12 protein-coding genes are annotated in these 15809 nt (G+C 44.0%); 5 read left to right on the top strand and 7 right to left on the bottom strand.

Annotation, left to right across the window (positions count from 1 at the left end; translation table 11 throughout):
- Positions 1–2 precede the first annotated feature (2 nt).
- On the bottom strand, positions 3–3527 hold the full coding sequence (locus tag BLT_RS21260) for a S8 family serine peptidase (protein WP_017726201.1): 3525 nt from the start codon (positions 3525–3527) through the stop codon (positions 3–5).
- A 553-nt stretch (positions 3528–4080) separates the two neighbouring features.
- Between BLT_RS21260 and secA2 the strand changes: the two genes are divergently transcribed.
- Positions 4081–6444, top strand: coding sequence for an accessory Sec system translocase SecA2 (gene secA2 / locus BLT_RS0102280; RefSeq protein ID WP_017726200.1), 2364 nt, complete (start codon positions 4081–4083; stop codon positions 6442–6444).
- A gap of 222 nt (positions 6445–6666) precedes the next feature.
- On the opposite strand, the gene BLT_RS0102275 is transcribed toward secA2, so the two are convergent.
- From BLT_RS0102275 to BLT_RS21255, 3 genes are all read right to left on the bottom strand, one after another.
- Entirely contained in the window at positions 6667–6873 is a 207-nt protein-coding gene (locus BLT_RS0102275) for a hypothetical protein (RefSeq protein WP_017726199.1), read from the bottom strand.
- A 217-nt stretch (positions 6874–7090) separates the two neighbouring features.
- Positions 7091–9367: an S-layer homology domain-containing protein gene (locus tag BLT_RS0102265; RefSeq protein WP_017726197.1), complete on the bottom strand. Its 2277-nt coding sequence runs from the start codon at positions 9365–9367 to the stop codon at positions 7091–7093.
- Between the two features lie 220 nt (positions 9368–9587).
- On the bottom strand, positions 9588–10259 hold the full coding sequence (locus BLT_RS21255; RefSeq protein WP_017726196.1) for an HD-GYP domain-containing protein: 672 nt from the start codon (positions 10257–10259) through the stop codon (positions 9588–9590).
- 249 nt (positions 10260–10508) lie between these two features.
- On the opposite strand from BLT_RS21255, the gene BLT_RS0102255 reads away from it, so the two are divergent.
- The 3 genes from BLT_RS0102255 to BLT_RS0102245 all read left to right on the top strand — a co-directional run bounded on the left by BLT_RS0102255 (position 10509) and on the right by BLT_RS0102245 (position 11665).
- The gene (locus tag BLT_RS0102255; RefSeq protein WP_017726195.1) at positions 10509–10871 is read left to right on the top strand and encodes a hypothetical protein; all 363 of its coding nucleotides are present in this window, start codon (positions 10509–10511) and stop codon (positions 10869–10871) included.
- A gap of 102 nt (positions 10872–10973) precedes the next feature.
- Positions 10974–11345, top strand: coding sequence for a rhodanese-like domain-containing protein (locus BLT_RS0102250; protein WP_017726194.1), 372 nt, complete (start codon positions 10974–10976; stop codon positions 11343–11345).
- A 23-nt stretch (positions 11346–11368) separates the two neighbouring features.
- Positions 11369–11665, top strand: a complete 297-nt coding sequence (locus BLT_RS0102245; protein WP_017726193.1) for a rhodanese-like domain-containing protein — start codon at positions 11369–11371, stop codon at positions 11663–11665.
- A gap of 619 nt (positions 11666–12284) precedes the next feature.
- Here BLT_RS0102245 and BLT_RS0102235 read toward each other — a convergent pair.
- Positions 12285–12710 (bottom strand): acyl-CoA thioesterase, encoded by a 426-nt coding sequence (locus tag BLT_RS0102235; protein ID WP_026104941.1) that lies wholly within the window; start codon positions 12708–12710, stop codon positions 12285–12287.
- 255 nt (positions 12711–12965) lie between these two features.
- On the opposite strand from BLT_RS0102235, the gene BLT_RS23935 reads away from it, so the two are divergent.
- Positions 12966–13139, top strand: coding sequence for a hypothetical protein (locus BLT_RS23935; protein ID WP_161603234.1), 174 nt, complete (start codon positions 12966–12968; stop codon positions 13137–13139).
- A gap of 139 nt (positions 13140–13278) precedes the next feature.
- Here the strand turns inward: BLT_RS23935 and BLT_RS22580 are convergent, their stop codons facing one another.
- Positions 13279–14886, bottom strand: coding sequence for an S-layer homology domain-containing protein (locus tag BLT_RS22580; protein ID WP_017726189.1), 1608 nt, complete (start codon positions 14884–14886; stop codon positions 13279–13281).
- A 246-nt stretch (positions 14887–15132) separates the two neighbouring features.
- Positions 15133–15809, bottom strand: a 677-nt coding sequence (locus tag BLT_RS0102215) for a CpsD/CapB family tyrosine-protein kinase (protein WP_017726187.1), incomplete at its 5' end; no start/stop codon positions are given.

Raw genomic sequence — 15809 nt, 5'->3', positions numbered from 1 at the left:
TCTTATTCGTTTACGATCTCGACTGTTACATCATATGGATTAAAGCTAGGGTTGTCATTGGCATCACGAACACCTACATAGTACGTGCCTTTCGTAAGCGTCTTAACGATCACCTCTGAATCTCCTGCCATATAATAATTTGATTGAGCAAGCTCTTTTCCATGTGCATCAAATAACGTTAGCTCACCGTCAATGTCCATTGGCGTATCAAAGGTCATGCGGACTTTTTGCTTTTTGTCAAGCTTGAACGAATAATAATCTAAGTGACCGCGCTCAGTCCCAACCTTTAAGAAGTCCTTTCCAGTCCACGTATTGCCAGCTTTACGCAATGGCTGAGCATCCTTCTTCATTTCACCTGTTAAATCGCCATCCGCCATATTTGCTGGGGCAACCGTCATTCGATACGAGTTAAGGTTTGGTGCTGAGTACCAGTTTTGCAGAACGATGAAGTAGCCTTTGCCTTCTTTTACATTAAAGGAACCAAATTCACCTTCACCCTCCCAGCCACGGTCAAACATAATTGCTCTCGCCCAATCCTCATCAGTCAATTCCCGATCTCCCTCGGTATCCTCAATAATCATAACCATGGGATCAAGGGGCTGATACAGCTCATCAGGCAATCCATTGCGGCGGTGTGCTGGCGTGTCGCGAACCTCAAGGTTGAACGCATATAGGGCATCCTCTGTTCCTTCAAGATAGAACATATCCACATCATTCTGGAACGCAAAATTCCCTGTAAAGGCAAAGCTCGGTACATCCCGTGCATCTTCAGGCTTATCATTGTTCTCATAGGCATCTTGAATCTCTGTTGCGACTAGTTCTGAAGAGATCTTATACGGATCAAGGCTTGGATTCCCATACATATTTGATACCATCAGTAGATACGTCTCACCTTCTTGAAGACCGACAAAAAATTCATCTGCAATCTCTGCATTAAAGAAATTATAGCTCATAGAGGAGGTCACATACTGAAGAAATTCTTCCTCTTCATTATACTTAAACACTTCGATCATTGGCGATAGTTTCTCAGACTGATTCACATTGAATTGGTAGAGGCCTGTTGTCTCAGGCTCAATTTTTAATAGATCAATATCATAAGCAAATTGGAAATAGCCCTCTGCTGTTGTTCCAAGTTCATATTCAGGTGCCATCTCAAGCAATGCCCCGTCATCTTCCCCACCAAAATAAAACCCATCGAAGTAGATTTCAACATTTTGCTTATTGTTGAGGCGCTGTTTTAAATACGCTGCAAGACCATCAGTTTCATCGGCTACCTCTTCTTCCATGATCGGTCCCATATCACCACCCATCGGGAAATGATCCTCATCAGGCGGCAAGACTTCAGAACGAACAGAGAGCTCATAAGGAACGTGGGACGCTAATCCACCACCCGCTACTTCAGGGAAAAGTCCGAATAGTATCATGAGAATATCGTCAAACCCAGCGCCGTACTCCGGCAAGCTCGTCACTTCAAGCACATACTCTTGACCAGGGATGGCATCAAACATCATCGTTTCCCCTTCGCCTACACCATTGCTGTTTTCAACGAGAAACGGCCAAGGCTCGCTGTTCATCATTTCGTCCAAATACTCTTCTGGAAGCTCCTCAAGAAGCTCTTCAGGAATTTCTTGATCAAAATCTTCCGCAAAATAAAGCTTTAACGTTGTATTCACACCTGGTGTACCAGATGCCTTCACTTCAAAAACTTCCAGCTCTTCAGCTGTAAAGCGGAAATAGTCGCTATCTCCTTCTTCACCTGCAAGATAGAATGGAGAACGCTCATCTTCATTGGAATCATAAGGTAAGCTTGTAATTGTCACTGGATCTTCTTTTGATATTCCATCTTCTAAATAGCTATCATAGCTTGAAAGCGTAAGAGTATAGCTAGAATCTCCAGCTTCATTGTACTTGTAATATGCATCTCTTACACCGATAGCGAGCGTGCCAGCGGCTTCCGCCTCAAACAAGTACCCTTCCGCGACACCTGCTTTTACATCATTTACTTCAATTGTTTCACTCGGTTCATCTTCACCTTCTCGGTAATACTTAAGCACTAATTTATAATCGTAAGGCGCACTGCTGTCCAAAATGAATTGAACAAGCTCCCCTTCTTGAACATTCATTGACTTCCAGTGTGTTTCCCAAGGCTTTGTAATCGTTCCACTCGTGGAATAACCGTCTTCACCGACTTCAATGAACTCAGCCTCTTCAAACACATTTTCTCCGCTAACAGCTGGATTTTCTGGAATTGACGAAAGATCAAATTGTAACGCTGCAACTGGGTCCACAAGGCCGTAGCCAAACTTCGTGTCAAAGCCTGGCGAACCAAGATCCGTTGCCGACTGCTGTAAAATGTAGTTCACTTCATACGGTGTTAAATCAGGGTATTTTGATAAAAGTAAAGAAGCAACCCCAGCAACAACAGGTGAGGCCATCGACGTTCCGCTTAGCTCAACGAAGGATTTTTTGCCCATGTAATCAATCGTGCTGTAGACATTTTCGCCAGGTGCAACGACGTCAATAGATGATCCATAAGAAGAGAAATAAGCGAGCTCTTTCTTCTCATTCGTTGCCCCAACACTAATAACCCCATCATAAGCAGCGGGATAGCTAACAATATCAGCGCCATCATTCCCGGCAGCCGCAACGACAACAACCCCTGCTTCAATCGCATGTTTAACTGCGGCTTCCATTAGCTTTGATTCCATCCAGCCACCAAGGCTCATGTTAATGACGTCTGCTCCGTTTTCAACAGCATATAAAATTCCTTCAGCGATCACATAATCAGATGCGCCCCACATGCCGTTAAACACATCAATTGGTAAGATCTTCGCATTCGGATTTACACCCATGCCGCCGATGCCATTATTTGCTTCCCCAGCGATAATCCCCGCTACATGGGTACCGTGAATGTCACTAAGACCTCGACGCATTGGCTCATAGGCATTGTAATCAGGCAATAAATTATTTTTTAACTCAGGATGCGTTGTATCAAGACCTGTATCAATGACAGCAACAATGATTTCATTCTCACCCGCAAGCTTAAGCGCTCCTTCTATGTTCAGCTGCCCAAGATGGTACATTTGCTCAAGCTTCGGATCGCTAGCATATGATTGGTACAATGCACTTGGTGAAGCATAGGTAACACCATCAATTTTTGCATATGCCTCCACAACCTGCTCCACCGATTGGTTGCCTTTTACTTTGACAACGTCATAGCCTAGATCTGGAAAACGCTTAATCACTTGACCACCAACGCGACGGTGGACTTCATTTGAAAGACGTTCTTCATACTGAATTATAAATGTATCTTCACTAAAACTTGGTTTTTCTTCTTGTTGTTTTTTCGCTGCTTCCACATCATCTGGTCGCTCAACACCTAAGCGGTCATAGATGTGACCATATTCTTTTTCCCCTTTATAAGCAGCTTGCTTTTCAACCGCCTGAACAGAGGCTGTGGAAAAAGCTGATGCGAGTAGGGCTAGAATGACAACTGGCACGAATAAATATTTTCGCAATAACACCATAAAGAAAAAATCCTCCCTTGGATTGAGGTCAAAATCATTTACGAAATGCGGCCTATACCCTCCTTCTCTCTTTAAAACTATCAAAAACCAACTATGTAAACATATGGATATATTATAGCAAATCTCCAGCATAATCACAGTAAATATCAAGAAAATTCTACAAAAGTCTCATCTAAATTAGGTTTACTATGTAAAAAGCTTGCTAGAATTCTATTTGAAAAGGGGACAGAGCTTCAATTCTATGAAGCACTTCCGCTCACGCCGCCTTCATTGAAATGGTGCACAGAATGACCTGATGAACTTGTTTTCATCCAAGCGGGAAGAGAGAACTGCTCATGCTCTGCGAAAAGGGGACAGAGCTTCAGTACAGTGGGTGAAAATAAAGAAGCGCTTTCGCTTGCATCCCTTTAATTATAGGCTGCTTATCCTCACTTTCATTCATGCAGGAAGTGCGAACTGCTCATGCTCGTTTCTTATTTTTGGTATCTCTTCATTTTCGATTCCATGGTATACTGAGGTGTAAAGGATTTTTCGACTCGAAGGAGAGAACGTTATGCTAACTTCACTCAAAAAATTAATCGGCGACGGACAAGAACGAAAGCTGAAGAAATACAGTAAGCTTGTCGCTGAAATGAATAGATTAGAATCAACGCTTGAAAAGCTTTCTGACGAAGAGCTACGAGAAAAAACAACCGATTTTAAGCAGCAATTAAAGGAAGGAAAATCACTTGATGACATCAAAGTAGAAGCGTTCGCCGTTGTCCGTGAAGCATCAAAGCGTGTCCTCGGTTTGCGTCACTATGACGTCCAGCTTATCGGTGGACTTGTCCTCAATGACGGTAATATTGCCGAAATGCCAACAGGGGAAGGTAAAACGCTGGTTGCCTCCCTTCCTTCTTATTTACGTGCCCTTGAAGGAAAAGGGGTTCACGTCATCACCGTCAACCAGTATTTAGCGGAGCGTGACCGTGAACAAATTGGACAGGTCCATGAGTTTCTAGGCTTAACCGTAGGCTTGAACGTGCCTGGGCTTTCGCCTGAGGAAAAGCAAGCCGCCTACCAGGCTGACATTACATACGGAATTGGCAATGAATTTGGCTTTGACTTTTTACGGGACAACATGGTCTACAATGCAAGCCAGCGCTCACAGCGTCCCTATCATTTTGCCATTATTGATGAGATTGATAGTGTGCTTATCGATGAGGCGAAGACGCCGCTCATCATTGCCGGAAAGACGACTGTTAACCCGAATTTGTACAATGTCTGTGCGAAATTTGCCCGCGGCTTGAAAAACGAAACGGATTATATTTATGATGCGGTCATGAAATCGGTCAGCTTAACAGATGACGGCATCACAAAGGTCGAGCGTGCCTTTGGGGTGGATAACCTGTACGATTTAGAGCACCAAACGCTCTTCCATTTTATTCTTCAAGCCCTTCGTGCCCACGTCATGTTCAAGCGTGACGTCGATTATATTGTCAAGGATGGAGAAATCCAGCTCGTTGATATGTTCACAGGTCGGATTATGGAAGGACGCAGCTTCAGTGACGGCTTACATCAAGCCCTTGAAGCAAAGGAAGGCGTAACGATCACAGAGGAAAACAAAACACAGGCCGTCGTCACGATCCAAAACTATTTCCGCATGTATCCGATTTTATGTGGGATGACAGGAACGGCGAAAACAGAAGAAAAAGAATTTCAAATGCTCTATGGCATGGATGTTATTCAAGTGCCAACAAACCAACCACGTATTCGTAAAGACAAAAAAGACATTATTTTTGAAACGGTAGAACAAAAATATGGCGCCGTCGCCAAGGAAGTGGAAAAGCGCCATAAGCTCGGTCAGCCTGTCTTAATCGGGACCACCTCGATTATTCAATCGGAGACGATGGCAACCTATCTCGATGATCTGAATATTCCGTACGAGCTACTCAATGCGAAAAGTGTAGAAAAAGAAGTCGAGCTTATTTCACAAGCAGGACAAAAATACCAAGTAACGATTGCCACAAATATGGCAGGACGGGGAACAGACATTGAGCTTGGTGAAGGCGTGGCAGAGCTTGGCGGACTTCTCGTTATCGGAACAGAGCGTCATGAAAGCCGCCGGATTGATAACCAGCTCAAAGGACGTTCAGGTCGTCAAGGGGACCCAGGGGAAACACAAATGTTCATTTCCATTGAGGATGAAATGGTGCTTCGCTTCGGCCGTGAGGAGATTGAGAAATTTAAGCTGAATATGAAAACGGACGAGCGCGGTGTGATTTTAAATGACGAGATCTATGAGATCATCGACCGTGTGCAGCGCATGTGTGAAGACCACAACTACGCCGCCCGTGAGTATACCTTAAAGCTTGATGACGTTGTGAACGATCAGCGGAATGTCATCTATGAACTTCGCAACAAGGCCATTGAAACGGAGGATTCAATGGCGCTCACTCTGCCAATGATCAAGTCTGCGGCAAACAGCTATGTGGAGCAATACTGCATCGAAGGCTTATTGCCTGAAGAATGGAACCTAGAGGAGCTTTCCTCGCGCCTCAACCACCTGCTCGTCACCGAGCAAATTACGTTTCCTGCTAGTCTTGAAGGGATTGAGGACGTCAAGGAAATCGTTGAAGAGCATGTGAAAGCGTACGTAGCGAAAATCGAAGCCTTCCATGAGAACAGCGACATTCAGTTTTTATGCAAGCGTATTTTGCTAATGACCGTAGACATCCATTGGCTTCAGCACATTGAAGACATGACCCGCTTAAAAGAAGGAATCGGCTTGCGCGGCTATAGTCAAGAGGACCCGATGCGCATCTACACCCGAGAAGGCTTCGAGCTCTTTAAAATGATGTATCAAACCATTGAACGGGACGTGAGCATTCACCTTGCAAAGAACATCCGTCCCTATTTTGAAAAGACAGAAGCATAAGATCGAAAAAAGGTGGTAGGAGCGGGAGAACCTCGTGTACCGTGCTCCTATTCTTGAGAAGGAGGCCAATTGCTGGCCTCTTTTTTATTTTGCGAGATTAGAAGCTTAGAATCATGCGGGTACGGAATAAAAAAATAAACCCACCCCTTAAAAGAGATGGCGAACGCTGAAAAAAAGGGAATGCAGTCCCCGCCTCTTTGCAAAGCGTAGATCGCGGGTCGTTCACCCTTTATTCTCTCTTAGCTTCTTCACTTGATGCATAACAAACCCTACAAAAATTCCACCTGTGGCAAAGCCTAATAAATTTGGTACGTACGAAATGAGTTCAATATGTTCCCCTCTTAGATGATCGACGCCAATCAACATCGCTGTGACCATAACTGGAAGCACGATGACCCAAAACAGCATCGTTTTTAGCCACGTCGGCATTGAATCCCTCCTTTTAGTGAATAAATCCAACCTTATGCATTTGCCCACTCTAACAAAGCTGCAAATGCAGACACAATCAACCCAACAAGCAGTGAAACAAAAATCACATCAAACAATAATTGTTTGCTCCGATCCACCAGGCTCCCTCCTCTTTTAAAACGAATAAAAAGCTGCTCCAAAAATGTTTGATTCTTGAAGCAGCTTTTATGTTGATGTTTTATTGGTGTGTAATCGCTCGATGGAGGAATACGGCAAATTGTGCACGACTGACAGGGTCGTTCGGACCAAAATTGCCGTTCTCGTAGCCACTGGCAATTCCCGCTGCCACTAAGGCTTCTATTTCTTTATATGCCCAGAAATCTGGACTGACATCAGGGAATCGCTGTCCTCCTGATGTCGCCTGGCCTTCCAATCCATAGGCACGGTAGAGAATAACTGCCATTTGCCCGCGTGTTAACGTACCATTTGGACCAAAGCTTCCATTATCACGTCCTGTCATAAATCCAGCACCAGCAATCGCTGCAATGTCATGATAAGCGTAAAAATCTGTTGATATATCACTAAATCCTGGGTCAGGATAGGTCGCATTGTTCTCTCGTAACTTAAATTCGCGAACGAGCATCGATGCAGCTTGAGCACGACGGAGCTGCTGACTTGCGCCAACCGTCCCGTCCTCATAGCCTCTGAGAACGCCTCGATCCTTTAAGAAATGTAGTTGCTCAAACGCCCAGTGATCAGCTGGTACATCACGGAATTGATCTGGTGAAATCACCGATACTGGAATCCGTCGTTCCACATTGTTGAAGGAAGCAATCACATGTCCGCTAGCAGACTGATTTCCCGCACGGAACTCCCCTTTTTGATTAATCGTTCCAATGTTCCCTGAAACGGACCACTTTACTTGGCTTGCATTGAAAATCGGCTGAGCGCCTTGGTTGTTTGCTGCTTTTGCTGTAAAAGTTTGCGTTTCTCCAAAGTTGAATGTCGTTTTTGCCGGTTCCACATCTAAGCGGTCAAAGGTGTCAATGACCGTAATCGGCACACTGCCAAGAACGTTTCCGTCCTTTAAAGCACGTACCCGGCCTTGTCCCGCTTTTGTTGCTTCAAACTGTAAACCATTTAACGTTCCGATCCCAGCTGTAACCGCCCAATCAACTTGGCTTTGGTCAAATGGCATTGTTTGATAATGCAAATCAAATGCGCGCGTTGGCTTAATTGTCACCCTCGAACCGACGACAACGGGACGAGAGATCGCCTCAAATTCAACACTTGCCAGCGTACCTGACGGTGCTGTACTAATCGCTTGAAGGGTTGCGGATACTCGTCGCTCTGAACCGTCAGATGGACTATTGGCAAGAGTAGGGTACATTTGTCCTTGCTGACGAACGGCCATGGTCGTCGAGCCACCCCCATCAAAATTGAGTGCCCGGTCTGCCCCGAGGGAAACCATGTATTGGGCAAACTCAGGGATCGTCATGGCCGATGCTGTCACCATAAAGACACGATCGCCAGTCCGGTTCACAGCAACACCTGTCCGGGCCACACGCTGGGTCGCACGGAAGCTTGACGTATTCATCGTAATATCGACACGGCCATTTTTTACAAGCTGCGGTCCACTTCCAAGTATCAGTTGCGCATCCTTCCATGTGTCATTAATATCAATCGTGACCTCAACAGAATCCCCTGGCTTTAGTTTCGATAGCTTGTCAATATTGGTGGCGCCATTACCTGATAGCACAAACCCATCCTTCGGAATCGCTGAATTCCCTGACTCATTGTATGAATAGACTCTTTCCACCGTACCTGTGACCCGATCGCCGAATGACAGCTGACTCATATTCTTTGAGGCGTTTCGCACAACGACTTCCACTCCGTACTGGTTCGTTCCCGTCCGTTCACGAATATGACTTGGTGTATAGATAATCAGTTCATTATTGTTGCGTGTATAGTTCATGTTGTGGACAGGAAGAGATTCCCCATTAAAGCTCGCTCTTGAGCGAATCTCATAAGTATCGACCGTTGCTTTTCCGTCCCGTTTCACCCCGAAGACAATCGGCTCGCTCCGGTAATGGTTCCTATCAGTGGAAACGACACCATAGTTAATGATGCGATTGTTTTCAGCAATGATGCTAAAAGGCATCCGATCTGGTGATTGCATATCAAAAAACGTTGCATTCACGGCACCTACGACACGATGGCCTTCACTTGAATTGGCCCGTGCCTGCTGTGTCGTTGTCATTGTTGAATTAAACGGTAGCGGTGTGTGCACATCTAGCTTTGTATACGGGTCATTTAAATTAACATTTAAGACATTCGCTGTAACGTTTGAGCTGACACGCAGCTCACGGTAATCGACCCCTGTCGCTACTTGAAACTGTGACTGAACCGTTCCACTCGCCTCAACCTTGGCTGGTGCGCCCTCAACAAACGGAGCTGCCATTACCATAACAGCGGTTAGCATCGCAGCCCGTACTTTCAAACTTCTTTTCTTCATTATCTCGCTCCTCTAGCTATATATAACTATGTAACTCGAAAAATAGCGTCTATTTGTAGATTATGTCAAAAAAAGGTTGAGGTCAACTCACATAATTTCATAGTTTTTTTACATTTTTAGGGAGGGGTCGCAGCATTTTTGCCCGTAGCGATTTGGCTCCGGGCATTTTTGCTCTGACCCCCATAAAAAAGCGCTGGCATTGGTGCCGGCGCTTTTCGAGTTATATACGATTTTCTTCTTTGTCTGCAAAAAGGGCATTGATTTGTTCTAAGTCTTCTTCCCATTTCCCTGGTAAAGGGAGCCGTAGATGATCGATGATTTGTTCGAACTCGTTCACTAGGGAGCCATCGAACTGTGTCCATGCACAACTTTTAAGCTCCTGAAGCGCTTCGTCATAGGTTATTGGGCAAACATGATAGTTTCTACGGTCGATGGTCATCGTATCAAACGCATCACAAATCCCTATAATCCGTCCTTGTAACGAAATCTCATTCGCTTTTAGCCCTCTCGGATATCCCCTTCCATCCCAACGTTCATGATGGTCACGGACATAGACCGCAGCCTTTGGCATCTCTAGAATGGTTCTTACAATATTATTCCCTATCGTGCTATGAGCCTGAATAATCTGATACTCTAAATCATCTAATTTCCCAGGCTTAAGAAGAATTTTTTTCGAAATCCCTATTTTTCCGATGTCATGCAGCAGCGCCGCAACTTTTAAATCTTCATCATAGCAACCTATAGCTTTCGCAAGCTTGATCGAGAAATGCATTACACGAAACGAGTGAAATTGAAAAGTCTTTAACACTTCATTATCCTGTGAAATTCGTTTAAATAAACTTTCCGCTCTAGCAAAGAGTGTTTCTTGACATTGTATATCCCTTAAAACCATCGCAGATCACCTAATTTCATCATCAGGATATATAGAAAATTATACCATGTCCAATTATTTTAATCTACTTTATATTCTAAATTTTAGCTTATTATGCAAATGTAACTCGAATTTAAGTTATTTTTCGCAAGGACTTTCCCCGCACTGTATGGACGTTCTATCAAAAGTTTTAGTAGTTGATTTTTATACCCTTATAGGTATAAGATTATCATTGTAACTACTAAGCACTTAAAAGTGAAGGTGGTGTTTATGATTATTTTTTTCTTAACCGTAGGTCTGCTGCTTGCTGGAATCTTGTATCGTCGGTATTACCCTGTAAAAGGTGTACCTTGCATAGATAAAGAAGGCTCTTTTAATGGTAGCAGTAATATCGTTGACATTCGCGATTTTGCAGGGTCTGGTAGCGGTAGCAAGCCCTCTGCTAGAACACTGCACATTCCTTATGCTTATTTAAAGCGTCATTATCGAGAGATTAGCCAAGAGCCCATCCATGTCATCGCCGCCAACAAACTAGAGCTTAATCTTGGGCTTCGCTTTTTAATGAAAAAAGGCTTTCATGTCACTGGTTATTCGCTCATCGATTGCCCATGTCAGCAAAAGAATGCGAGCTAATGATTCGCTCCGACCCCTTCTGCCCGCAGCATTTCGGGTCGTTCCATTTTTGCTCTGACCCCCTACAAGGCCCTACAACAAAAATGAAAAGAGGAATGAAATATGATGTTCGATTCAACGATGTTCATAAATGGTTTGTTAGTTGTAGCAATTCTATGGTTTGTCTACAAGCAGCTTGTCCCTGTGAAAGGGGTAAAGGATATCACAACGAGTGAGTTGAAGACACAATTAAACCAAAAAGATAAGCAGTTTATCGATGTCCGTACACCAAACGAATATAAGAGGAACCATCTTAAAGAGTTTAAAAACATTCCCCTTTATGAACTGAAACAAAGAGCGAATGAGCTTTCAAAGGATCAAGAGGTTGTCTTAATATGCCAAAGTGGCATGAGAAGCAGAAAGGCAAGCCAGAGTTTGAAAAAGCTCGGCTTTACACACATTACAAATGTAAAAGGCGGTATGAGCGCCTGGTAAAAAACGCAAAGGAGAACGCTAATATGAAGCAAATGACGCCAGTTGATGTGGAGGCATTATTAAAAGAAAAAACAACTCTTCCGATTATCGATGTTCGTGAGGTGGAGGAAGTTAAAACTGGAAAAATCCCAGGTGCGATTCACATTCCACTAGGATTATTGGAATTTCGCATGCATGAGCTAGACAAATCAAAAGAGTACATTATGGTCTGCCGTTCAGGCGGTAGAAGCGCCATGGCCTCAAAATTACTGGAGAGCCGCGGATACAACATCATTAACATGACAGGCGGCATGCTCGAATGGCAAGGCCCCGTTGAATAAAGTGTCCTGACCCTCTCCGCTTTGACCCCTTCTTCCCGTAGCAAAAATGCTCCGGGCACATCTGCTACGAGCAAAAGGGGTCGGAGCACATGTTTGTGGCACTTAAAAAATGCTGTTCGTGGCAGTATATTTTTCGAATACACTGAGCTTTACATGGAGTGGCGGTTGGGTTAGGATAATTGCCCAGAAAAGCTTGTTGCTCTGGTCTTTTCAAAAAAATCTGTCCGCAGAGGCTCCATGTCAAGCGACAAAATCAGAATGAATAAGTTATATTAATGACGAATAAATATACCGTCATGTGGTACATCAGTTAAATGCCAAATACACGGACATGATGATAAGCCCGATAATGATTAAGAAAAGCGCCATTTTTCTCGTCATCAGCGTACTCTATTTAAACATTTGTTTAACCTAAGATTATCATTTATACCAATTATTTTCCACAATCCATGAGTCATCCTATGTCCAAGCTTCATCCCTTTTCCTGCGTAATTTTCATCATCATACAGTAAGCCTCTGCACGATGAAATGAAGCCAGCGTGCTTCTCAGCCTTTTCTCCCTTCACCTTTTCCACAAAAAAAACGCTCCTACACAAGTAGAAACGCTCCTTTCGCATCATTATTTCCTTTTGATTTCTTCATACTTCTGAAACCACTCCGGGAATGCTTTTTTAAATTGAACCGGCTTGAATTGGTCGCCGTCTTTTTTCACAACAATGTGTGTCGTGCTTCCTTCTGCACACACGTCTCCATCGCCATTGACAATTTGAAAGCCGTAAGCAGTTTTTAGTCCTTGGTTCAGGTCAATCCATGTTTTCACAAACACCCGATCCCCAAGCTTGATCGACTTCTTGTATGTAATTTCAAGATTGTAGACAGGCGCATAATAGCCTGCTTTTTCCATGTCGAGATAATTGTAGCCCACCTCTTCAATTAGCTGCGTCCGACCAAGCTCTAGCCATTTTATGTAGTTTCCATGATAAATGACACCCATCATATCCGTGTCAGCATAAGAAATCTGAATTTCCTTCGTTGCAACATACATCGTATCCACGCTCATCCTAATCCTTCCTCACCTGTAAAATATGTCTTCACTTCACCCTAATCATTTCCATTATAACGAATTGGTAAGGAGGATGCATGTGAGAGGCTTATTGGGCTTTTAATTAAACGTTTATTTAAGGATTTCATCCATTTTTCATCACAAATCACTCCCTTTTCTCCCATAAAAATTAGGAGATATTACCTGATAACGACCATACCAACCTTTGCTACAATGTTATCTAGGAGTGGTAGGATGATGAAAGGTTATAAAACGATTGTTGCTCTATGCTTTATGCTGCTATGTTGGACCTTCTTACTGACTTACATTGCCACCATTTACAACGAACGCTTCGGATTATGGTATTTCGCCGCTGGTTCTATTCTTTTAGTGATTGGAAGCAATGGCATTTTGAACCTTTTGAAGAAATAAGTCAGTAAAAACGTCTTAGAAACACTTGGTTTATCACGAAAGCCTTCGTTGCCGTTATACTTAAGCCTTCAAACTCCGATCTTAACCTGCAAAAAAAACCTCCAAGTCTACGTGTCTCGTAAACTTGGAGGCAAGAAGCTTATTGTTCAATCACCATTGGTTCTTCAATTAGGAAAAGCTCTTCGAATGGGACAACCTCTTCAGGAGCTGGGATGCCATACGTGAACTCAGGCTCAAGATTGATTCTTGATTTTCCTTGTGTTGAGTTCAGCACAAGTCCTAGTGTTTCCCCTTCGATGGTGAAATCAACATCAAGGTTCAGCACATCATGAGCAATGTGATGATTTTGGTCAATGACAATATATTGTTCAAAGGTATTGATGGTTAAGACGGCTTGCAATTCCTCAAGCAATGCAGCAAGCTCAAGCTGAATCATGTCAAGCTCCTCAGCCAATTGTGCTGCTTCTTCAGGAGTGATACCGAATACATCTGCATACTCAGGGTCTGCCATTAACTCAACCATTCCTGGCAAAAAGCCTTCCACAAAGGTTGTCGCAAAGCTTTCAAGCTTTTCATTGGTTAGCTCGAATTTTACAACATGCTTCGCATCAATGGCGTTTGGATAGTCGATGGCGTTCAATTCCGCAAATTCATAGTATCCATCAGCAAAATGGTCAAAGAATAAATCATAGACAGCAAGTGCCAACTCGGTTTGCAGGTCAAGGTTCACCATCATGCCTGTTGGGTCTGCACCTTCAAGCATCGCCAAGCTTTCCATGTCAAACTCGATAAATTTGCCATCAAGCTCTGGTGGAAGCTCGAAAAACGGAGAGCTTGGCAGCTTAATCCACATCTTCGTTTCTGTCATAATCACTGGCATGTTCAACGTAAGATTCACATCACCGCCAAGTGTAACCGCAAGATCCATTTCCATCTTCATCGGGTCTTTTTGATACGTACCGTTTTTAATTTCAACGGTGATATCTTCCATTACACCAGCAACCATTGCTAGCTCAGGGTCTGTTTCATAGAAAGAAGCTGGAAGACTGATGCCCATTTCCACATTTCCTGAAAAGTCATACGCCTCAAGCGCCACTTCATTTGCATACGCTTCTTTTAATAGAGATGCAAGCGCTGATTCTGAATCAGGTGTTTCTAATGCTTTAACAAGGAATACAGAAAATTGGGCCCGTGTCGTTGCTTGATTTGGGCGGAACGTTCCATTGTCATAGCCTGTTGTAATTCCCTGTGTGTAGATGGCATCAATCGCAGCCGCTGCCCAGAAGTCATCACGGACATCTTTAAAGGAAGCACTGCCATCTCCTTCAAGCTCAAAAGTAGACGCTAAAACCGTTGCCATTTGCGCACGGTTTAATGGTTTGTTTGGATTGAAGCTGTTGTCGCTTCCTGACATAATCCCTGCAGCCGTCACTGCAGCAATCGCCTCATACGCATGGTGATCCACCTTTACATCATGATAGTTCGGATTAGGAACATCCGTATGTAAATCAAGCGCATTCGTTAGCATGATCGCAGCTTGTGCGCGAGTCACTGGTTGGTTTGGACGGAACGTTCCATTGTCATAGCCAGAAATGACCCCCATTTCCACCAGCATGTTAATTTCTTTCTCTGCCCAAAAACCTGCAGAAACATCTTTAAAAGCGGAGTTCGCGCTTGCCTGGAAACCAGGTAACACGACTGTTAAGATGAGGGCAAAGAGCATTGATACTAAACCTGTTTTTCGCATAATTCTCCTCCTTTTTTTCCAACCAATCTACCAATTAAAGAAATATGTAGAAAATCCTGCAACTTATTTCGCAAAACTAAAAATCACATCTTTTAACCTATCTTTTTTCCAATAATAGGTTTTTAACAAAACGGTATGAGTGATGTAAAAACGCTTATCTCCTTCTCTACCTGCAAAAGCTCTGCTCTTCCCCAACACAAAAAAGCCGCCCCTTGTGAAGAACGCTTCACAAAGAGCAGCGGTATGTTACTTCGATTCCCCGTAATAATAGTAATAGGAGCTGTTCTTGACGACCTTTTCATTTAAAACAGCCCCAAGCAGCTTTGCTTTTCCTTGCGCAAGGAGCTCCTTCACCTTGATCGCCCCTTGGCGGTCGGTTCCGCCACTGCGAACAACAAGGATCGAGCCATCGCAGACATTCGCCAAAATTTGCGCATCGGCCACAGCGAGCATCGGCGGTGTGTCGAATAGCACATACTCGTACAAGCTAGTGACCTCCTCGATAAAACGGCTCATTGCATGGGAGCCAAGGAGCTCCGATGGATTCGGCGGAATCGGACCACTAGTAAGCACATCCAGATGTGGCACTTGGGTCGTTGCAACAGCGTCTGCAAATGACGATTGCTGGGTGAGCACATTGGTCAGCCCACGTTGGTTAAATTGGCGAAACGTATAATGAACTGTCGGCTTTCGCAAATCCGCATCAACTAAAAGCACCCGCTTTTCCTGCTGGGCCAAAACAACAGCTAGATTTGCCACCGTCGTTGACTTCCCGTCTCCTGGACCTGCCGATGTGACAAGAATCGTCTGCAGCTTTTCTTCGATGGAAGCGTAGTCCAAATTGGTCCGAATCGCCCGGTATTGCTCAGTGATCGGTGATTTCGGCTCAAAATGGCTAATTAGCTTCCGCTGCTCTTGATTAG

Origin of the sequence: Halalkalibacterium ligniniphilum (genome assembly GCF_000334155.1) — a bacterium.
In the GTDB taxonomy this organism is placed as follows: Bacteria; Bacillota; Bacilli; order Bacillales; family Bacillaceae_D; genus Halalkalibacterium; species Halalkalibacterium ligniniphilum.
This window is presented reverse-complemented; position numbering and strand designations above follow the sequence as displayed.